Origin of the sequence: Paenibacillus jilunlii, assembly GCF_900102965.1 — a bacterium.
Lineage (GTDB): Bacteria > Bacillota > Bacilli > Paenibacillales > Paenibacillaceae > Paenibacillus_AQ > Paenibacillus_AQ jilunlii.
On sequence record NZ_FNGM01000012.1, the window covers coordinates 159,473 to 178,462 of the forward strand.

Consider the following 18,990-nt stretch of genomic DNA (forward strand, 5'->3'; position numbering starts at 1 on the left):
TGTGAGGTATAAGTACCTCTCATTTCTCCCCAAACTGACCAATCGGGCAATTGTGAGGTATAAGTACCTCTCATTTCTCTCCAAACTGGCCAATCGGACAAATCTGAGGTATAAGTACCTCTCATTTCGCCGCAAGTAGATTTCCGGCTGAAATGAAAGGAAATATTGTTAGGTCACCGAAACCCCATTCTCTCTACCGTAGTTTCTCCCCGCTGCCTTCGCCGACGCTCCAACAACGGCGTTTCTGCCGTTGTTTCATCCCGTTGCCTCCGCCGGCGCTCCAACAACGGCGTTTTTGCCGTTGTTTCTCCCCGCTGCCTCCGCCGGCGCTCCAACAACGGCGTTTCTGCCGTAGTTTCTCACTTCTGCCTTCGCCGGCGCTCCAACAACGGCATTTCTGCCGTTGTTTCTCCCCGCTGCCTTCGCCGACGCTCCAACAACGGCGTTTCTGCCGTTGTTTCATCCCGTTGCCTTCGCCGGCGCTCCAACAACGGCATTTCTGCCGTTGTTTCTCCCCACTACCTTCGCCGACGCTCTAACAACGGCGTTTCTGCCGTAGTTTCTACCGCTGCCTCCGCCGGCGCTCCAACAACGGCATTTCTGCCGTAGTTTCTACCGCTGCCTCCGCCGGCGCTCCAACAACGGCATTTCTGCCGTTGTTTCTCCCCGCTGCCTCCGCCGGCGCTCCAACAACGGCATTTCTGCCGTTGTTTCATCCCGCTGCCTCCAGCGGCACTCTAACAACGGTATTTCTACCGTTGTTTACCCCGCACGGCGCACGCAGGCTTACTCCGCCGCCCAGGGCTGGCGCTGCGAAACTACGGTTTCGCCGCTCTCGGCAGCCTGCTCCAGCAGCAGCGCCAAATACTGGTCCTGGCTGCCTTCGGCCAGGCTGTAGAAGGATGGCCCGCCCTCAATATGCCGCTGCATCCGGACCAGGCTCTCCGCGACCGCGATTTCATCCTCCGAGAGCCGGGCTGGTGCGAAGGGATTTCTGTACAACCATTCTCCGTCCATCATGATCCCCTTGAGGTAAAAACCCTCCAGATTTCCTCCATGGCCGGCGTCGATCCGCCGCAGTTGGCCATATAGCGGTGTATCATAGGCCTGCAGCCAGGAGACATCATTGTTCATTAGTTCTCCCCGGTCCCCGCGCACGAGCACCCGGCTGCCGCGAATCCAGGAAAAATACTGGTCGCCGGTGAAATCGAACACACCCAGCCTGTCTCCAAAGTCCAGCGCAGCCAGTGTCTGGACACTCTGCACTCTCGCTTCAGCGGAAGGGAGGCCGCTGCGCTGCGGTCCTTCAATAATCGCTGAACGAAATTGCTGCGCACGGATGCTGACGTTCTCGAAGCGGATGCCGAGCAGCCGGCGGATCAGACTGATGCCGTGGTACCCGTGCGCAGCCGATACCTGCGCCTGGCTGACAGTTCCAAGCCTGCCCGAGGCAGCAAGCGCAATCCTTGCCGCATGCATCGGCTGCAACATATACTGCTCGGCAATCTGGATCGCCGCCGAATGGCCCACACGGTTCCACAGCTCCTTCAGCCGGACCAGATCCGGAGCGGGAGGTGTTTCGGCCAGCACCGGAATTCCGGCTTCCGCCAGTCTGATCACATACGCCGTGCTGATATCCTTTTTCAAGCTTACTACTGCAAAAGAATAGGAGGCTGCCGATATAAAATCCTCGATAGTGGTGTACACCCGCACCCCCCAGGTTCTGCTCAACGCTTCCGCCTTTTCCTTATTGCGGACGAACATAGCGCCAACGGCAAATTGCTCCGGCAGCTCTCTCGCAATCCGCAGATAAAACTCTGCCCGCCAGCCTCCGCCCACCAGTCCAAATACAACCTTCTCCATACCGATAACCCCTCCTCTATAAGACTTGCTCTTCCGGCACCCCTTTTTCCTGACTCTTGGCCTTCCGGCCCCCTCTCCCAAGCTCGTGCCTGGAGCTGAATCAGTCTTCCCTCCTGGCTCTCCGAATCTCGAGCTCATTCCAGCGCTGCTCTTCATATTGATTCATCAGCATTTCACGTTCCTTCTGCTCATGAATACCCCGGCCACGGCTTTCTTTCAGGCTCGCTTCATCCTCGTAGATCCGCCAAATATCGGAGAAGAGATAATCTTTAATTTGCACATAGTCACCGTCCTGCCTGCCCCCTTGCCAGAGTAATCCGGCAGAGGTGCGCAGCACTGTGCGCCCGTCAGGTGTGGCAGCTTTTTGGCCTAGACGGATATGTATCAGCATTTGCCCGAATGTATACCACTCCATACCGAATCCCCCTCGAATTAAGATTGAAATCAACGGCCAGGAAGATTATAATCATCACAAATAACCATTTTTTACCTAATACATATACATAACTCTTTGCATCAAAAAAATTGAAGACAGGAGGCAAAACGATGGATTGGCTGCACGATTACGACAAGGAGCTCCGTTTGGTATTTCAGGATTGCAGCAGTGTGATTTCCGGATTCCCTGATTCGCTTCGCATTCAAGGATTGTCCTATCTCGAACAGTTTAACGTTTTTAGCACAGGCAGCCACAAAAATTATATCAGTTATCTGCTTCCCTTCTGGCTCAGGGACGGTTACGGCCTTACAGAAGCCGAAGCCCGCGGGCTGTCGGCCGGCAATATTTTTTGCATGCTGTATTTCTTCATTCAGGATGATCTGATGGACAGTGATAGCAGCGCATCCCGGATGCTGCCGCTGGCCAATCTGCTGTATGTTGAGTTCCTGAACAGATACAGGCCGCTGTTTCCGCCGGAATCTCTTTTCTGGCTCTGCTTCAACCGCTATATTCTGGAATGGGCGGAGAGTGTGGCCGGTGAGGCGCATGGGGATTATTTTTGGAATGACCGGTTGAAAATATCCCATAAAGCCAGTCCGCTGAAACTTACCAGCACAGCTATTCTGCTGCACACCGGCAATGCTTCTCTGATTTCGGAAGCGGAAGATATTCTCCACACCGTACTGCTTACCCTGCAAATGCTGGACGACTACGAGGATTGGGAGCAGGATCTCGCTGAAGGAAGCTACAATTGCCTGCTGTCCCAGGCCGGACATTTAACGGGCATAGATCAGGCTGCGCTTACCAAGACACAGGTCAAGGATTATATCTTTACCAAAGGAGGGCTTGCTGCGTATGCCGGGGCGGCCTCTGATCATCACAGAAAGCTTGAAGACTGCCGTCTGGACGCTCCTCACCTTGTTGCTTTCCATCAGTTTATGGTCGAGAATCTGCAGCATATGGCAGCAGCGGTTGAAGCAGAAAAACAGCTTTTGCAAGGCGGGGGTCTGAGTTACTGGTTATCCAAACATATGAATCTGTAAATAGGAAAGAGGATGTGGATTAATAGAGTGGGTTATGCTATACTAATCAGGAAAATATAACCATTTTGGGAAGGGTGATTATTATGTCAGAAGCAATTCTCCGAAATCAGGTCATTCAAAAGGCATGGGAAGATCCGGGATTCAAGCAAAGATTACTCACAGATCCGAAGGCAGCCCTCCAAGAAGCACTAGGCATTGAACTTCCCGACAATATTACCCTCAAAACCGTTGAAGAAGCGTCCAACGAGTTCTACCTGGTTATCCCGCCCAGTCCGGCATCAGGCGTAATGAAAACAGACTTAACCACACTTAGTACCTGGTAAGATCAATAAGACTTTGTCCCGTTAGGAGCCAGAACCCTCCGGAGCTTCTGCCAAAGGCAGAATGGTAATGGACTCGGTTCCGGCTCCTTTGCTGCTCATGAAGCGGACCTCTCCCCCCATCGCCTCTATGATCCTGAACGTTACCATCAGCCCAAGGCCTGTCCCTTTTGTTTTGTTGGAAGAGAAATAAGGCTCACCCAGCCTGCTCAGAACTCCCGGGTCCATGCCCGCCCCGTTATCCTTGATACGAATGAACACTTTATCCCCTTTGGCATAGGCCTTAATATGAATGCTGCCATCCTCCCCGAGCGACTCAATGCTGTTCTTGATCATATTGATAAAAGCCTGCTTGAATTTGGAGGAATTGCCCTTTACCCATAAATCCCCGGTGACCTCAAGCACCATTTTGCCTCCGTTCAAGTGGCACAACGGCAGCATGATGCTCTCGATATGCTTGCATTCTTCCAGGACGCTCAGCAGGGAAATCTTCTCGAATTCAGGTTTGGCGAACGTAAGAAAATCCGTAATGATATTGGATGCGCGGTCCAGCTCGCTTAAGGCCATGGACAAATATTTTCGCTCATCGCCGCCCGACTTCTCGCTTAACAGCTGCAGAAACCCTCTTGTCACCTGAAGCGGATTGCGCACCTCATGCGCAACAGATGCAGCCAGCTCGCTGATAATCTCCATTTTTTCGGAACGCTGCAGTTCATTATTGAAGAGTTCCAGTTCCCGTGAATACTTGACAACCTGCTGATGATTCAGGGCAAGACGGCGTCCCAGAATGATGATCAAGGATAGAATGAACACCACCAGCGCCCACTTCCAGTAGATGAGATCATAATTGCCCTTACGGTAATAGTACCAGGCCAGTTCAGCCGCTCCGGTCAAAGCTGCCGTTCCGAAACCGATGGCAAAGGTGATTGCATCCTTGTTCCCCCGCAGCGAGAACAGGACCACACAGGCAATCAGCAGGATGAATTGCAGAATCATAATGACTCCGACAATGGTGGCGGACACGAAATAATAAAATTCCACCAGCCGGTTGCCCGAGAGGATGTTCACAACAAGACAGGCTATGCAGAACAGTGAATAGGCTACCTGGAATTTACGGAAACGCCGGATGATGGCGAACTTGCCGCTGCCGAATATTTTCTCAAACAAAAAGGTTAATGCAGGGAGCAGCGACAGCAGCGACAGATCGAAAAAAACGACGCTAAGCGGACCCCAAGAACTGAAGAAGGTGTACGTAAAAGGAGAATAGGTAATGGACAAAACTCCCGTGGAGGCAATCACCAGGGACAGTGCAGCCGCAATGGAAAAATACTCCTTGCTCAGGTAAAAGGCGCATACGAACAAAACGAGAGCCACGAACAGAAAAGCTCCGCCCAAAACGATATCGGCAAGCCCATTTTTAGAATAATCCTTAAGCAGATTACTGTGCTCGCCCACTACTACTCTGTCTTTAATTCCGATCCGGTCCTGCAGGGTTGCCGTCCATATATATAGGGTCTTCCCATGACTTTCTGCACTAAGCGGAATGAGCATTGAATAATTGTCATGGATATAGCTGCGGCTGTCTTCAAAGATGATACGTTTGCCCTCGTATACTTTAACATGCAGGGCATATAACGTCTTAATATAAACCGCGGGCGAAGTGTATTGACTATCCGGCAGCGTTATCCGAGTCCACGCAGAGGATATCCCCGTGGGAAGCTCAGGTGTCCCCTGGCGGGCATTAACCTCTATCCAGCCCTGAGTCACTCCAAGCGGTACCTCTTGACCCGTATCTCCATCCGGACTTCCCCATTTCATCTGCCAGCTTGTTAATTCCTGCGGGGCGTGCTGCCCTGCTGCCGAAGCCTCGAACGTGCCACAGGCTGTATAAAGTACGAATAGAACTATGGTTAGATGTAGAATTTTAGCGAACAAGCGCATGCAAGCACCTCAGCAGAAAATTTCAGAAGCTTAGTTCTGTTGTTAGTAGTACTTCGCTCCATTCACAGTGCATCCCTTCAAAAAAACGGTATTTAACAAAATAATTCCTATTTATTTGCGGCTGATGGCAATTTCACAATAACCTCGGTGCCTTCCCCCTTCTTGCTCTGAAACTGAATGGAGCCGTTCATTGCTTCAATAATCCGGAAGGTGACCATCAGTCCAAGGCCTGTTCCCTTCTTTTTATTCGAATAGTATGGTTCGCCCAGATGCGCCAGCTCGCTCATCTTCATACCTTCCCCGTTATCCCGGACACTGATGATAATGTGTTCTCCCGATCTCCAGGCGGCAACCGTTATTCGTCCCTCTTCCTCCAGGGATTCAATAGCGTTCTTGATCAGATTGATAAAAGCCTGTTTGAACTTGGAGGTGCTGCCGAGCACCTGAAGCCCGTTCTGCAGGTTAAGCTCAATGGTTCCCCCTTGCAGATGGGCCAGCGGCACCAGAACGCCGGAGACATGCCGAAGCTCCTCCGCCACCTCAAATCTGTCCAGCGTATCCATCCCCGGCTTGGCAAAGGTCAAAAAATCCGTGATGATGAGCGACGCTCTGTCAAGCTCCTCCATAGCCATTTGCAGGTATTCCTTCTCCTTCTGGTCAGAGCGTTCCCCCAGTATCTGCAGGAATCCGCGGGTCACCTGCAGGGGATTGCGAACCTCATGGGCCACCGAAGCAGCGAGCTCGCTGATGATCTCCATTTTCTCAGACCGCTGGAGATCGTCATTGAATTTCTCCAGATCACGGGAATATTCGAGCACCTGCTCATGATTGCCCGCAAATCGCCTGCCCAAAATAAGAATAAGCGAGGCCACGAACACAATCACACCCCACTTCCACCATTGCAAGTGGTAGCTGTTATTGGCGTAGTAGAGAATAAGCTCCGTTAATGATAATAAGGCAAAAATAGAGAAGCCGGTTGAAAAGATGACGGCATCCCGATTGCCTTTGAACGCAGCATAGAGAGTCACGTACAGTAAATAGATGAACTGCGCCATCATCATGAGGCCCAGAAAATCAACGGTAGCGATTCTATACAACTCGTCCAGACGGTATGACAGCAGAGTGTTGACAATAAGAAATACCAGACAGAATAACGAATAGCCCAGTTGGAAATTACGCAGCTTCGTGATTAGTCTGTACTTGCCTGCGCCAAAAATCTGCTCAAAATAAATCGTAAACGAAGGCAGCAATGTAAATAAAGCCAGATCAAAGCAGGTCTGGGTCCAGTGGTCCGGGATGCGCAGAATAACCGGCAGAAACGGTGAATAGCTGATGAACAGCACCCCGAAGGAAACGATGACCAGGACAAGAAAAAAACCGCCTTTGAAAAAGTCCAGCTTGAGAAACAGCAGGCAGCCCATAAGTGCCGCACCTACAAACAGAAATGCCGCACCAATCACCATATCCGGCAGATTCTGCTTCACATAGAATGCCAGCAGCTTCCCGTAGTTCCCTGCCGTGATTTCCCCGTCAATCCCAAAGCTCCGGCCGCCTCCACTGTTCCATAGATATAACCAGGAATGCCCCTCTGTGCCGGACAAGGGGATCAGCACTTTTCTTTCATCATCATTCATCAAATTCTGCGACTCATAGATAAGCTTATGATCTACATAGGCCTTAAGGCTATGTCCGGTGACTTTGTTAATCAATAGGGCCGGGTTGCGCTCTCCCGTTACCGGGAGGGGAAAACGGAGCCAGGCCGCCGAAGCCTCTGCCGGAGCCGCAGGCCTCCCGGAATGCATGTCTACTTGTACCCATTCGCTGTCAGGGGCTTCGGCGGCTGCGGCAGGATCGCATATACCTGAAGTCTCCCATTTCAACTCCCAGTCCGGTATAGAAAATCCTGCCCCGCCGCCCCATTGCGCTGCGATACCGATAGGCACTATGGCAATCAGCAGAAGCAGCATGAGTATAGCTGCGGCTGCCTTCATTGATGGCAACTTCATTATGGCACCTCAGTAAGTCTATAGTTGGATTTATGTAGTACATCTAAACTCTTAATTTTCGACAACGTTCGCACTTTACCTGCCCATATTTTGCAAATTACCTCGAAAAAAGACGTTATACCGCAGATCTTGGTTAATCCTCCTGCAGAATGATTATATTAAGAATAAGCCTCCTAAAGGTTACAGATTCGCCATCTGGGATTAGGGTATAGAATTACTATAAGCAAACAAGAAGCAATCAAGCCAAAAGGAGTTGAACGGCTATGGGTAATGAATTCAACAAAACTGAAGCCGATTTTGTATATGAGCGATACAACAAACTGGGAGATGTCTCCCCGGAGCAGGATATTCCGCTGGAGGAATTGCGGCCGCTGGGGACGATCACGCATCAAAGCCCCAGTGATGGAACTGCCGGAACGGACTTAAGGCCCATGGAATCCGCACTCGCCAGCCATGATCCGGCCCACGAAAAGCCTGTCGATTGGGATGGCGTTGTAGATGACGGCTCTGATCCGGCTTTGGTCGGCGATCCTATTCTCGCTGCCGATATTGACCTTAATGCTCCTGAACCGGCTCTTGGACGCCGGGCCGACAGAGTGCGGAGCATGACATCCCCACCGCCACCGGAACGGGATGAAGTGGCCGAGTCCGATGCGATATTTGCTGCCGGTGCTGCCGGACTGACCGGCGGTGCCATTGATTATGCCGGAGATGAAGAGCTTGTGGATGAAGAAGAGCTTCCGCTGGAGGATATTCCCGATGCCGACGACCTCCAGCCCGGGACTGCCATCGATCCGGCCGCACCGCCCATTGATGCCATGCCGGGTACGGACGTGCTGAATGGCTCAACCGGTGAGGAAGAATAACATTGTTAATTTCCGCATTGACTTTTTAGCACGATATCCTTAGTATTGGTTGTAATTCAATACGGCGATGGAGTTCGCCATTAACCGTCCCTAGAGACTAATGACTCCTACCAGCGGTCACTTCGCTGGTAGGAGTCTGTTTGATTTTAGGGATCCAATATTTGCAGCATTAATCTAATGGGGGCTGGCAGGATGAGAGCAATACATACACATTGGCTGAAGCTTATGGAAAGGAGCCATTTTCTGGCGCTGTGGAGCACCTTCATCAAATGGATCGTGCTGGGGGGCATCGTCGGCATTCTATCCGGTTCGGCCTCGGCTATTTTTCTGAAAAGCCTGGATGCTGTGACGGAGGTTCGGCTGAATCATGCCTGGCTGCTGTACTTGCTGCCGCTGGGAGGAGCGTTGGTGAGCTGCCTGTACATGCGTTACGGCAAGAACAGTGCCAAAGGGAATAATCTGATCCTGGAACAGATTCAGCAGGGGAATGAGACCATTCCGCTGCGGATGGCTCCTCTGGTGCTGTTCGGCACCCTCGTTACCCATTTATTCGGAGGCTCCGCAGGACGGGAAGGAACGGCTGTGCAAATGGGAGGCAGCCTGGCGGAAGGATTCGGCAAGCTGATCCGCATCAGTCCGCTTGACCGGCAAATATTGCTCATGTGCGGGATCAGCGGCGGCTTTGGCTCGATTTTTGGAACACCTTTGGCTGGAACCCTGTTCGGACTGGAGGTTATTGCAATCGGCCTGATCAGCCACAAGGCCCTGCTTCCCTGCTTTACAGCCAGCTTCATCGGGGATATTGTGGCTACCCGTTTGTGGAAGGTCCACCACATCCATTATCAGGTGGATCTGTTTCCTCCGCTTACTGCCGCCATACTGCTGAAGGTGGTCCTGGCCTCTGTTCTGTTCGGGCTTGCCAGTATCCTCTTCAGTGAGCTCACCCATTATCTGAAAAAAACCTTTACTTTGCTAGTAAAGAATCCGATGCTCAAAAGTGCGCTGGGCGGCTTCATTATTATCGCGCTGGTCTATGTGGCCGGCACCCGGGACTATCTGGGTCTGGGCATCCCTCTGATTCAGGATTCTTTTCAGACCGATGTGGCACCCCTCGCGTTCTTATGGAAGCTGATTTTCACCTCACTCACCCTGGGCACCGGATTTCAGGGGGGAGAAGTGACTCCGCTCTTTGCCATCGGAGCAACCCTGGGCAACAGCCTGGCCGGTTTTCTTCATCTCCATGCGCCTTTTCTGGCTTCACTGGGTTTCATTGCCGTCTTCTGCGGTGCCACCAATACGCCAGTTGCCTGCTTCCTTATGGGCATTGAACTGTTCGGGTCGGGCGGAACCGTCTATATGTTCATCGCTTGCCTTGTAAGCTACCTGTTCTCCGGCCATTCGGGCATCTACACCTCCCAACGGATCGGAATCTCCAAGAGCGAGTGGGTCCGGATTCCCGAAGGTACCACGCTGGGAACCGTCAAACAGCTCCGCACAACAAAAAAAACGTCCGCTGAAGAGTAGCCTTCAAGCGGACAGTCTTTTATGTCTTCTTTTATGAGTTTTCCAGGGTTACCGTCTGCCCTGAGGCATGGGTAGCTTCCACAGCTTCCACTTTTGCCTCCAGCTTGCGGGTTTTTACCAGTACGGCCGCCACAAGGAGCATCACTCCGTTAATGACAAATACCCAGCGGATCGGAATGAACGCCCCGAGCAGCCCGCCGATAATCGGCCCGGCCATGGTTGCCAGCTGGGTCGCCGCCTGATTCAGGCCGAAAGCCCGCCCGCGGAAGCCGGGGTCAATCACCTGCACAATCATGGCATTTACCGATGGAAGCACACCGGCATAGAACAGGCCGTAAGCAAAACGCAGGATGGCGAATTCTACATAACCCGATACAAAATACTGCAGAATATTACCGATCCCCCCGCCGACCAGGCCGATGAACAAAATAAAACCGAACCCCTTGCGGCTGCCGAGCCTCCCCCACTGTGGAGCCATAATTACCGTGGCGATACCCACAGCGGAGAAAACGATGCCCGAGCTTAGGGAGGCGCTGTTCCGCGATATCCCCATGTCCAGCAGATAAATCGGCAGCAGCGGCTCCAATATCATTACAGAAAAGGTGGCCAGCCCCGCCAGCATCAGCAGCGTCATAAACGCCGGATTTGCTGCCGCCTCCCGGATATCATCACGCACATGCGATCTCGGCGCCGAACGGTCATAATTCTCTTCCTTGGCAAAAAAAGTGGCGATCAGTGCAGATACCAGCACAATCACCGCCGAGAACAGGAACGCGCTGCGGTTGCTCGAATAAAAGCTGACCACACCGCCGATCAGCGGGCCGATGATGCTCCCGGTGGCCCCGGCCGTAGACATAATGCTGAGCGCATAACCGGTCTTATCCTCCGGTGTGTTAGTGGCGACCATAGCAATGGCAGCGGGCACAAACCCCGCCAGAAGCCCCTGAAAAATACGCACAATAATAAAAACATATGGATCATGTACGAAAAAATTGATCAAATACAGCGCCGCAAGGCTGAACCCCGACCGAATCAGCATAGGCTTGCGCCCGTATTTGTCGGCGAGCGACCCCCAGTAAGGCGATATCAGCGCACTGGCAAGGAAGGTAATGCCAAAGCTGACCCCTGACCAGATTTCCAAATGACTCGTAACACCAAGCTGGTCGCTCAGGAAAATCGAGAGAAACGGAATCGAGATCGAATATGCCGTACTGCAAAAAAACACCCCTACCCAAAGCACGATCAGGTTCCGCTTCCATGAAAATTGCATGCTGCGCACGTCCCTTCTGTGTATTCTTGGAAGCATCATCCTTTCATTCTAACCCTCTTTCGGGGTTGTGCCAATCCCAAGGCGGCTTGCCGGACTTTGCAACAGTCGGGACAAACAGGGTATGATTAAGCGTGTAGGATCCGATATTCAAAGATCAAAGGAGCGATTGAGAACGTGAAGCGTACAAGAAAAAAACCTGTCATCCTGCTGCTGGTGACTCTCCTGCTGGTGATCGCCGCAGGCTGCGGCAGCAAGCCCGCGAGCAACAATGCGGCAAATAGCGGAACCAGCAATGCGGCGGGGAATGCTGCGGGCAATGCAAAGGACAATGCAGCAAGTCCTGCTCCCCAGGAGAGCGCTGCCGCAGCAACTGAAGGGGTGCCTTCGGCAACAGCCAGCCATCCGGTGGTTACCATAGAGATGGACAACGGCGGCATCATCAAGGCCGAGCTGTACCCAGAGGTCGCTCCCAATACCGTCAATAATTTCATCTCACTCATTCACAAAGGTTTCTATGACGGAACGATCTTCCACCGCGTCATTCCCGGCTTCATGATTCAGGGCGGCGATCCCGATGGCACAGGCACGGGCGGACCGGGCTACAGCATCGCAGGGGAGTTCACCGCGAACGGCTTCACCAATAACCTGCAGCACACACAAGGTGTACTGTCCATGGCCAGAAGCCAGGATATGAACTCCGGCGGCTCGCAGTTCTTCATTATGGCTGCAGCTTATCCGAGCCTGGACGGCCAATATGCCGCTTTCGGCAAGGTTACTGAAGGGCAGGATGTAGTAGATACCATCGTCAACCTGCCGCGCGACAGCTCAGACCGCCCGGAGCAGCCGCCGGTTATGAAGAAGATTACCGTCGATACGCTCGGTGTCACTTACCCGGAACCGGAGAAGGTTCAATAGACGTTAAGTTACTTCTTGCTGTCACTTTTAAGCGCAGCAATCAACGCAAAGGGCCTCTTTTCCCGGGTGGAAAAGAGGCCCTTTGATGTATCCGGCAATACGGCAAACCTAAGCTTCATCTTCTGCTGAGAACATGATGTCCGTCGCGCAGGAAGGTGCTGCGGCTGTTCTTCAGCAGGGAAATCCGCTCCTGGGCAAGATGATCCGCAGCGGCATAAGCGGGAATTCCGCTGGTAGCGGAAATTTCCAGGATGCGGGTGATGCTGTCATAGATTTTGGCGATCTGCTTGTATGCCCGATCCTTATTGTAGCCGTTCAATTCGTCCGCCACATTGATTACTCCGCCCGAATTAATCACATAATCCGGGGCATATACAATCCCCATCTTATGCAGAGCATCGCCATGGCGCGGTTCTTTCAGCTGGTTGTTGGCTGCGCCGGCGATCACCTTTGCCTGAAGGAGCGGCAGTGAGTCATCATTGATTGTGGCGCCGAGCGCGCAGGGCGCATAAATATCGCTTTTGACAGTGATAATGTCGGCAGGATCAACCGCTGTAGCTCCATAGGCTTCCACCGCCCGCTTTACGGCATCCTTATTGATGTCGGTCACGATCAGCCGCGCACCTTCCTCATGCAAATACTTGCACAGTGTGAAGGATACATTGCCGACACCTTGTACTGCCACTGTTCTGCCTTCCAGTGAATCGCTGCCAAACGCTGCCTTCGCCGCCGCTTTCATGCCTTGGTATACGCCGAAGGCCGTGGCCGGAGACGGGTTGCCCGAAGAACCGTAAGTCGCCGAGATCCCGGTTACATAGTCCGTTTCCTGATGAATGATATCCATGTCCGCTTCAGTGGTGCCCACATCCTCGGCTGTAATGTAGCGGCCGTTCAAGCCTTGTATGTATCTGCCGAAGGCCCGGAACATCGCCTCGTTTTTGTCTTTTTTGGGATCGCCGATAATCACGGTTTTGCCGCCGCCCAGATTGAGCCCGGCTACTGCATTTTTGTAGGTCATACCTTTAGACAGCCGGAGAGCGTCTACAATCGCGTCCTCCTCTGAAGCATAGGTCCACATTCTTGTTCCACCCAGTGCGGGACCCAGTGTTGTGTCATGAATGGCGATGATGGCCTTTAGCCCTGATGCCTTGTCCTGACAAAACAAAAGTTCCTCGTAATCGTCCCGCTCCATTGCAGCAAACAATTCCATTGGTCTCATTTCTCCTGTCTCTACTTTTTTACATGTTACGTTTCATAACAAAGCTAGTCCTTTTAGTGAATGTTGTCAATATATTTTATCGGTTTTAGATAAAAAGACCTTTATATCCCCCTCATATCCGACATTCATTTCACTTTGAATGTCAGGGTGAGGGGATGTCCGCCAAAAGTCGTTTCTGCCACGTTGCTAGGGTTGTCTTCACGCCGGAGGTTAATCCAGCTAATCCTAGTGTAGCAGAAAGCGCCGGAAACCAGAAATTAGCGATGCCGCCCTTATCTCCCTGACAACATGAAACAGGTACCTTCCATAATTAAGGAAGGTACCTGTTAGCAATGAACAGCCGGCATCGCCGTCCTCTTCAGGACAGGGATACCGGCAGGTTAAAGTCTTGTATAGTATAAGTGCACGGATGTCCGGCTTACGCCTGGAATCCGTTCCAATGCACAACGTCCTCCAGCGGCAAGCGGTTTGTCGGCCGTCCTTCGACCGCAGCTTTGCCAAGCGCGATCAGCATCACCGGGATGTAACGGTCTGAGATCTGGAACAGCTCCTTCAGTGCGGCAGCATCATAACCGCCCATAGGTACGGTGTCATAACCTCTCGCTTTGGCTGCCAGCATCAGCTGCATGGACACCAATCCGCCGTCAACCAGGGCAATGTCTTCCAGCTTCTCCTTCGGCATGCTGGAGTATCCTTCGCGGCTGCGTTTAGCCATGGCTGCAGCAACATCCTCAGGCATAAGTCCCATAGCGCTGGCTTCACCATAGATCGTCTCCGCGTTGCTGTAAGCTTCGGTATCTCCAAGAACAGCAATCATTGCCGAGGACTCGGTGGTCTGTGCCTGGTTGTGCGCGATAGGCAAAAGCTTGGCCTTGATTTCCTGATCGGTGATGACGATGAACCGCCAAGGCTGAAGATTGGAGGAAGACGGTGCAAGGATAGCCTCTGCAAGAATCTCCTTGATCTCCTCATCGGGAATTTTCCAGGAAGAATCATATTTCCGTACCGAACGCCGTTCACGGATCACCTTGCTGAATTCCTGTTCTACTTTTAATTCTGACGCCATAACTTAATCCTCCTCTTCCCTATCCAAATTGAGTGTCTGGTTTAACTGTGTCTTAATAGGCACAGTATAATTCATAAAAAAGCCCGCTGTCAACATCCCGTTCGCCGCACCAGATCCCCCAGCGTATACTTTTGCAGAATACCTAATGCACTTTGGTTCATTTCTTCGAGAATGTCTCCGCATGCAGACTTCATCTGCGCCCCAAAAGTGTTCCCGTACATGGTCTCAATCACCGCATTGCTCTGCAGCCCGTCGACCTCCATCGCGCGGTATATTTCCGCCAGCGTCAGCTCTTCCGGGGACCGGTTCAGCATATAGCCGCCATCCCGCCCTTCACGGGTCACCAGGATTTGCTCCTTGGTCAGCTTGGCCAGCGCTTTTCTCAGAACCGTGGGTTCTGTCGACAAATACCCGGCGATTTCACAGCTGGAACAGGTATTGCCCTCTTTACGGACCATAATGATAAGCGCCTGCAGCACCAGTACAAACGATTTATATGGAGGCGCTCCGCTGTTTCGTGTTCTGGTCATGTTTCCCCGCTCCTTTTGCACCATGTATGTAAGGTTTAGTATAGGGCGTCCGCCCGTTTTTGGCAAAAGAATTCAACATGCCTCTACCGATTAAATGGTGGAAATCTGCATTTCGGAAACGATGAACCAGCTTTTGGAGGAGCTGTCTTTTATGTAGACCTGAATCATATAATTCCCTTTCTCATTAAACGTGTAGCTGTAATTCGCCGATTTGAACCAGAAGCTGTCCTTCTTCTCTTTAATTTGCTGATTATCCACGACATCTGTTTTGTTCAGAGGATCAGTGATGGTGATCTTCAGATCGGAAATATCAGTTTTGAGATGATCCACCTGTACGAGAACGGAAAAAGTATTGCTCGCCGCGCTTCTCACCTTGCCAAAGATTTTCCCCTGGTCGTCCAGCAGCACCATGTTCACATTGGGCTTGTAAATCCGCACCTCTTGGGCAGACTCATCCCAGGATACTACCGCGTGCAGGCTCTCGGGCAGCTGCTCGGCGGGCAGGTAAGGCACTCCTTCCGACAGCAGGCCGGAATTCTTCAACAGCACATTATTCAGATATACAGCAATGTCCGATTTGCCCGTTGCGGCATACAGCAGGCTCCCCCCTGAGATGATCATCAGGCACATTGTAGCGAAGATCAGCTTTTTCAACGTCCTCATTCGTTATCCCCCTCTGAATAGTCCATGCTTATTTATACCGCCCGAATGGAAATAAGTTGCACTAATGTAAGCTGTAAAACGATGGCTGCCAAAAAACCGGCTGCGCGCCTCCCGTGAGGACGGCGCACAGCCGGTTGGAACTGTCTTATTTAATTAATAACAGATGACTGCCACATGCTGAAGCTGGTTTTTACAGCTTGGCAATGGTTTCGGTCAGCACCGGCACAATTTGCGATTTGCGGGAAACGACGCCTTTCAGGACCGCTTTGTTGTCGTCCAGCTTCACATTGTAGGCCTGCTCGACAGCCCCTGCCACGCGGCCCAGAGCCAAACCTACGGAGTCATTGTTCAAGATATCCGTAACGACGAACAGAAAGAGATCCAGGCCTTTGTCATCGATGATGGCTGTCAGGGCCGTTTCCAGTTCGGCTTGCTTGGAGAGCACATCATTAACATCCACCGCATTTACCTGGGCAATCTCCACTTTGTATTCACCCATTTTGAATTCCTTGGCATCCAGGGAAATCAGCTGAGCGATCGTTTTGTCGCTCAGGTCGGCACCGGCCTTCAGCATAGCAAGCCCGTAGCTGTCTGCGTCCACACCGGCGATTCCAGCCAGTTCGCGCGCAGCCGCCACATCCTGCTCGGTGCAGGTCGGCGATTTGAACAGCAGGGAGTCGGAAATAATTGCGGACAGCATCAGGCCGGCAATGTCCTTCGGAATAGCCACTCCGTTTTCTTTGTACAGCTTATTCAGGATTGTCGCTGTGCAGCCTACCGGTTCTGCACGGTAGTAGAGCGGATGAGCCGTTTCAAAATTAGCGATCCGGTGGTGGTCGATAACCTCAACGACTCGGACCTGATCGATATCATTGGCACTCTGCTGGCGTTCATTATGGTCAACCAGAATCACTTGGCTGGCTTCGCCTGCAACGTTCTCTACCAGGCGCGGAGCCTTCACGCCGAAGTGGTCTAGCGCATATTGGGTTTCTCCGCTGACTTCTCCGAGACGAACCGGCTCAGCATCCCAGCCCAATTCCTTCTTAAGCGCCGCATAGGCGATGGCGGAGCAGATGGTATCCGTATCCGGATTTTTGTGTCCAAAGATCAAAGTTTTTTCCATTTCCAATCTCCTTACTTTGTTTTTTGTGAGAATAATATACCATACATTGATAGGAGCCCGCCAGATTGCGGACAAGAACCCATGATTCATTAACCCCTATACCCGATAAAAGAACAGCCTGCCTGCGGAAATAAACTTGAGATTTTTCGAATTTGGGGATTGGCCGTGACTCCAGAGAATGTAGAAACTTATTAATTCTTCTCCGGTATTCCCCGCTTCGTCTTGGGCAACGGCTCAGGCACCGTTACGCCGTCCAGCGGCTCGTTATCCGAGAACAGCTCCGGATCGGCGATCAGCATCCGGCTCAGGATATCCGTCATCTGCACAGTCCCGCAGATCATCACAGGCGCATCTCCAAAGCTGGCTCTGCGGAGCGCTCCTCCCGTCTCCAGCGCCTGCTCCACCTTCCAGAAATGCTGGGACCAGGAGAGCCCGCAGTGCCTGCGCGAAGGCACTGAAACTACTTCTCCGCCGGGAGTTACCGTATACAGCTGCTCATGGCTATCCGTCATTCTGCCGGGAATATCCAGCCACTCTTCAATCCCGTGGATGAAGGTATTCCGCCGCAAATCTACGCCGAGCAGAAGAATGTCGGCCTTGCGGTCCAGCAGCTTGCCGTAGACCGATCCCCGGGCACAGGGCGTGTCCCACTGCTCGTCACCGGAGGTGAATTCCGCTGCATCCTTGCCCAGCGCAGCTACGGAATGGGTGGGATGCCACGAGCGGATCACCCCCGGCCGCTTACGGAACAGCTCCGGCAGTATTCCGACACAGGAGGGAGACTGCTGAACGGAGAACCGCGGATTATCCGCATGGATGTAAGACCAGGTATGTGTCGGCAGGACCAGCAGCCCTGGTCCCATATATTCAGACAGAGCATCCAGCACCGTGTCTGCACCTCCATGGACTCCGCCGATACTCTTCAGCGAAGAATGGACCAGCAGTGTTCCCTGAGGATCAATCCCCATTCCCTTAAGCTGCTCCATTAAGCTTGCTTGTGTATGTATCATATCAATCTCCTTTGCGGATAATGAAATTCATGCTTGCCAATTCTATCAATTACTATTAAAATGTAAGTAACTTAATATTATTCATTAACTTGATATCATGCTAACTATAATTTGCGGTCTATTGAAGCAATGTACATCAAACTTCAGGAGGAATTACTATGAGTTTAACATTAAAAGGCCTACACCATGTATCGGCTCTTACAGCCAGAGCCCCGGAAAACTTCAGGTTCTATACCGAGGTGCTCGGACTGCGGCTGATCAAAAAAACAGTGAACCAGGATGATGTCTCCGTCTACCATCTGTTCTATGGGGACGAGGCAGGCAATCCCGGCACTGAGGTTACCTTCTTCGAGATTCCGAACGCAGGGCGCAACCGCGACGGCAACAACAGTATTTCCGCGCTGTCGCTCCGCGTACCTGACGACAAAGCGCTGGAGTACTGGACGCAGCGGCTGGCGGAATTCCAGGTGGAGCATGATGAGATTCAGGACCGCGGCGGCCGCAAGACGCTGGCCTTCCGGGATCATGAGGGACAGCGCCTGATCCTTGTATCGGATGAGCACAACCAGGGTGTTGCAGGCGGCAAGCCCTGGGACAAAAGCCCGGTCCCGGCGGCATACGGCATCCTCGGACTGGGTCCGGTCCATTTGACCGCCGCGGCTGCAGATTCTTCCGCAAAGGTACTTGTGGAGCTGCTTGGATTCCGCCGCAAAGGCACCTATCCTTCCCCGGTTGCAGGACAGCCGGATGTCATCGTGTTCGAAACCGGCGAAGGCGGCTCCGGTGCGGAGATCCATCTGGAAGAACGCAACGATCTGCCGCAGGAACGGCTTGGACGCGGCGGTGTACATCATGTCGCCTTCCGCGTAGACAACGAAGAAGAGCTGAAGCAGTGGATCGGGCGAATCAGCAGCTATTCACTGCCGAACTCCGGTTTTGTGGACCGTTTCTATTTCCGCTCTCTATACTTCCGCGAGCCTAGCGGAATCCTGTTTGAGCTGGCTACGGACGGTCCGGGCTTCGCCACCGATGAGGATATCGAGCATCTGGGCGAATCCCTGGCCCTGCCGCCCTTCCTCGAAGATAAACGCCCGCAGATCGAGGCGCACCTGAAGCCGTTGGATACCCGGCAGCAGGGATAACAGCTTCCGTTTATATTTGCTTTGGGGTCGGCGAAGACCCTGGTGCAAGCGGA

At 52.4% G+C, this 18,990-nt stretch carries 19 protein-coding genes and 1 riboswitch; of the genes, 6 read left to right on the forward strand and 13 right to left on the reverse strand.

The window, feature by feature from the left end; translation table 11 throughout:
• Positions 1-193 precede the first annotated feature (193 nt).
• From BLQ82_RS20230 to BLQ82_RS20240, 4 genes are all read right to left on the reverse strand, one after another.
• Positions 194-463, reverse strand: a complete 270-nt coding sequence (locus BLQ82_RS20230) for a hypothetical protein (RefSeq protein ID WP_157243803.1) — start codon at positions 461-463, stop codon at positions 194-196.
• 55 nt (positions 464-518) lie between these two features.
• Positions 519-716 (reverse strand): hypothetical protein, encoded by a 198-nt coding sequence (locus tag BLQ82_RS31590; RefSeq protein ID WP_143013502.1) that lies wholly within the window; start codon positions 714-716, stop codon positions 519-521.
• Between the two features lie 70 nt (positions 717-786).
• Positions 787-1,863: a Gfo/Idh/MocA family protein gene (locus BLQ82_RS20235; protein WP_062519223.1), complete on the reverse strand. Its 1,077-nt coding sequence runs from the start codon at positions 1,861-1,863 to the stop codon at positions 787-789.
• A gap of 100 nt (positions 1,864-1,963) precedes the next feature.
• The gene (locus BLQ82_RS20240) at positions 1,964-2,278 is read right to left on the reverse strand and encodes a hypothetical protein (protein WP_062519225.1); all 315 of its coding nucleotides are present in this window, start codon (positions 2,276-2,278) and stop codon (positions 1,964-1,966) included.
• 131 nt (positions 2,279-2,409) lie between these two features.
• Here BLQ82_RS20240 and BLQ82_RS20245 point away from each other — a divergent pair, with 131 nt between their 5' ends.
• Together BLQ82_RS20245 and BLQ82_RS20250 are read left to right on the forward strand one after the other, a co-directional pair.
• A complete protein-coding gene (locus BLQ82_RS20245; RefSeq protein WP_062519229.1) occupies positions 2,410-3,342 on the forward strand; it encodes a hypothetical protein in 933 nt (310 codons plus the stop codon).
• Between the two features lie 83 nt (positions 3,343-3,425).
• Positions 3,426-3,665: an NHLP leader peptide family RiPP precursor gene (locus BLQ82_RS20250; RefSeq protein ID WP_208810780.1), complete on the forward strand. Its 240-nt coding sequence runs from the start codon at positions 3,426-3,428 to the stop codon at positions 3,663-3,665.
• 21 nt (positions 3,666-3,686) lie between these two features.
• On the opposite strand, the gene BLQ82_RS20255 is transcribed toward BLQ82_RS20250, so the two are convergent.
• Both BLQ82_RS20255 and BLQ82_RS20260 read right to left on the reverse strand, forming a co-directional pair.
• Positions 3,687-5,603 (reverse strand): sensor histidine kinase, encoded by a 1,917-nt coding sequence (locus BLQ82_RS20255; RefSeq protein WP_062519234.1) that lies wholly within the window; start codon positions 5,601-5,603, stop codon positions 3,687-3,689.
• Positions 5,604-5,710: 107 nt separating this feature from the next.
• A complete protein-coding gene (locus tag BLQ82_RS20260) occupies positions 5,711-7,609 on the reverse strand; it encodes a sensor histidine kinase (RefSeq protein WP_082722511.1) in 1,899 nt (632 codons plus the stop codon).
• Positions 7,610-7,872: 263 nt separating this feature from the next.
• Between BLQ82_RS20260 and BLQ82_RS20265 the strand changes: the two genes are divergently transcribed.
• Positions 7,873-8,475: a hypothetical protein gene (locus tag BLQ82_RS20265; RefSeq protein WP_062519243.1), complete on the forward strand. Its 603-nt coding sequence runs from the start codon at positions 7,873-7,875 to the stop codon at positions 8,473-8,475.
• Between the two features lie 54 nt (positions 8,476-8,529).
• Positions 8,530-8,592, forward strand: a riboswitch (Fluoride riboswitch).
• 75 nt (positions 8,593-8,667) lie between these two features.
• The gene (locus BLQ82_RS20270; RefSeq protein ID WP_062519245.1) at positions 8,668-9,999 is read left to right on the forward strand and encodes a voltage-gated chloride channel family protein; all 1,332 of its coding nucleotides are present in this window, start codon (positions 8,668-8,670) and stop codon (positions 9,997-9,999) included.
• 31 nt (positions 10,000-10,030) lie between these two features.
• Here BLQ82_RS20270 and BLQ82_RS20275 read toward each other — a convergent pair whose 3' ends face one another.
• Positions 10,031-11,269, reverse strand: coding sequence for an MFS transporter (locus BLQ82_RS20275; RefSeq protein ID WP_062519247.1), 1,239 nt, complete (start codon positions 11,267-11,269; stop codon positions 10,031-10,033).
• A gap of 174 nt (positions 11,270-11,443) precedes the next feature.
• Between BLQ82_RS20275 and BLQ82_RS20280 the strand changes: the two genes are divergently transcribed.
• Entirely contained in the window at positions 11,444-12,184 is a 741-nt protein-coding gene (locus tag BLQ82_RS20280; protein ID WP_062519249.1) for a peptidylprolyl isomerase, read from the forward strand.
• A 115-nt stretch (positions 12,185-12,299) separates the two neighbouring features.
• Here BLQ82_RS20280 and BLQ82_RS20285 read toward each other — a convergent pair whose 3' ends face one another.
• The 6 genes from BLQ82_RS20285 to BLQ82_RS20310 form a co-directional block, all read right to left on the reverse strand.
• Entirely contained in the window at positions 12,300-13,394 is a 1,095-nt protein-coding gene (locus tag BLQ82_RS20285) for a Glu/Leu/Phe/Val family dehydrogenase (protein ID WP_062519251.1), read from the reverse strand.
• A gap of 427 nt (positions 13,395-13,821) precedes the next feature.
• Entirely contained in the window at positions 13,822-14,469 is a 648-nt protein-coding gene (locus BLQ82_RS20290) for a nitroreductase family protein (protein ID WP_062519255.1), read from the reverse strand.
• Between the two features lie 89 nt (positions 14,470-14,558).
• On the reverse strand, positions 14,559-14,999 hold the full coding sequence (locus BLQ82_RS20295) for an RrF2 family transcriptional regulator (protein ID WP_062519259.1): 441 nt from the start codon (positions 14,997-14,999) through the stop codon (positions 14,559-14,561).
• Between the two features lie 90 nt (positions 15,000-15,089).
• Positions 15,090-15,662, reverse strand: a complete 573-nt coding sequence (locus BLQ82_RS20300; protein ID WP_062519262.1) for a hypothetical protein — start codon at positions 15,660-15,662, stop codon at positions 15,090-15,092.
• 190 nt (positions 15,663-15,852) lie between these two features.
• Entirely contained in the window at positions 15,853-16,785 is a 933-nt protein-coding gene (locus BLQ82_RS20305) for a manganese-dependent inorganic pyrophosphatase (protein WP_062519264.1), read from the reverse strand.
• A 191-nt stretch (positions 16,786-16,976) separates the two neighbouring features.
• Positions 16,977-17,795, reverse strand: a complete 819-nt coding sequence (locus BLQ82_RS20310; protein ID WP_062519265.1) for an AAC(3) family N-acetyltransferase — start codon at positions 17,793-17,795, stop codon at positions 16,977-16,979.
• Positions 17,796-17,953: 158 nt separating this feature from the next.
• On the opposite strand from BLQ82_RS20310, the gene BLQ82_RS20315 reads away from it, so the two are divergent.
• Positions 17,954-18,937 carry a ring-cleaving dioxygenase gene (locus BLQ82_RS20315; protein ID WP_062519267.1) on the forward strand — a complete coding sequence of 328 codons (984 nt, stop codon included), beginning with the start codon at positions 17,954-17,956 and terminating at the stop codon, positions 18,935-18,937.
• Positions 18,938-18,990 lie beyond the last annotated feature (53 nt).

What these genes read in the sequence shown, in the direction of transcription:
- BLQ82_RS20230 (WP_157243803.1), bottom strand. Translation starts at nt 463, where the DNA reads ATGAAACAACGGCAGAAACGCCGTTGTTGGAGCGTCGGCGAAGGCAGC.
- BLQ82_RS31590 (WP_143013502.1), bottom strand. Translation starts at nt 716, where the DNA reads ATGAAACAACGGCAGAAATGCCGTTGTTGGAGCGCCGGCGGAGGCAGC.
- BLQ82_RS20235 (WP_062519223.1), bottom strand. Translation starts at nt 1,863, where the DNA reads ATGGAGAAGGTTGTATTTGGACTGGTGGGCGGAGGCTGGCGGGCAGAG.
- BLQ82_RS20240 (WP_062519225.1), bottom strand. Translation starts at nt 2,278, where the DNA reads ATGGAGTGGTATACATTCGGGCAAATGCTGATACATATCCGTCTAGGC.
- BLQ82_RS20245 (WP_062519229.1), top strand. Translation starts at nt 2,410, where the DNA reads ATGGATTGGCTGCACGATTACGACAAGGAGCTCCGTTTGGTATTTCAG.
- BLQ82_RS20250 (WP_208810780.1), top strand. Translation starts at nt 3,426, where the DNA reads ATGTCAGAAGCAATTCTCCGAAATCAGGTCATTCAAAAGGCATGGGAA.
- BLQ82_RS20255 (WP_062519234.1), bottom strand. Translation starts at nt 5,603, where the DNA reads ATGCGCTTGTTCGCTAAAATTCTACATCTAACCATAGTTCTATTCGTA.
- BLQ82_RS20260 (WP_082722511.1), bottom strand. Translation starts at nt 7,609, where the DNA reads ATGAAGTTGCCATCAATGAAGGCAGCCGCAGCTATACTCATGCTGCTT.
- BLQ82_RS20265 (WP_062519243.1), top strand. Translation starts at nt 7,873, where the DNA reads ATGGGTAATGAATTCAACAAAACTGAAGCCGATTTTGTATATGAGCGA.
- BLQ82_RS20270 (WP_062519245.1), top strand. Translation starts at nt 8,668, where the DNA reads ATGAGAGCAATACATACACATTGGCTGAAGCTTATGGAAAGGAGCCAT.
- BLQ82_RS20275 (WP_062519247.1), bottom strand. Translation starts at nt 11,269, where the DNA reads ATGCAATTTTCATGGAAGCGGAACCTGATCGTGCTTTGGGTAGGGGTG.
- BLQ82_RS20285 (WP_062519251.1), bottom strand. Translation starts at nt 13,394, where the DNA reads ATGGAATTGTTTGCTGCAATGGAGCGGGACGATTACGAGGAACTTTTG.
- BLQ82_RS20290 (WP_062519255.1), bottom strand. Translation starts at nt 14,469, where the DNA reads ATGGCGTCAGAATTAAAAGTAGAACAGGAATTCAGCAAGGTGATCCGT.
- BLQ82_RS20295 (WP_062519259.1), bottom strand. Translation starts at nt 14,999, where the DNA reads ATGACCAGAACACGAAACAGCGGAGCGCCTCCATATAAATCGTTTGTA.
- BLQ82_RS20300 (WP_062519262.1), bottom strand. Translation starts at nt 15,662, where the DNA reads ATGAGGACGTTGAAAAAGCTGATCTTCGCTACAATGTGCCTGATGATC.
- BLQ82_RS20305 (WP_062519264.1), bottom strand. Translation starts at nt 16,785, where the DNA reads ATGGAAAAAACTTTGATCTTTGGACACAAAAATCCGGATACGGATACC.
- BLQ82_RS20310 (WP_062519265.1), bottom strand. Translation starts at nt 17,795, where the DNA reads ATGATACATACACAAGCAAGCTTAATGGAGCAGCTTAAGGGAATGGGG.
- BLQ82_RS20315 (WP_062519267.1), top strand. Translation starts at nt 17,954, where the DNA reads ATGAGTTTAACATTAAAAGGCCTACACCATGTATCGGCTCTTACAGCC.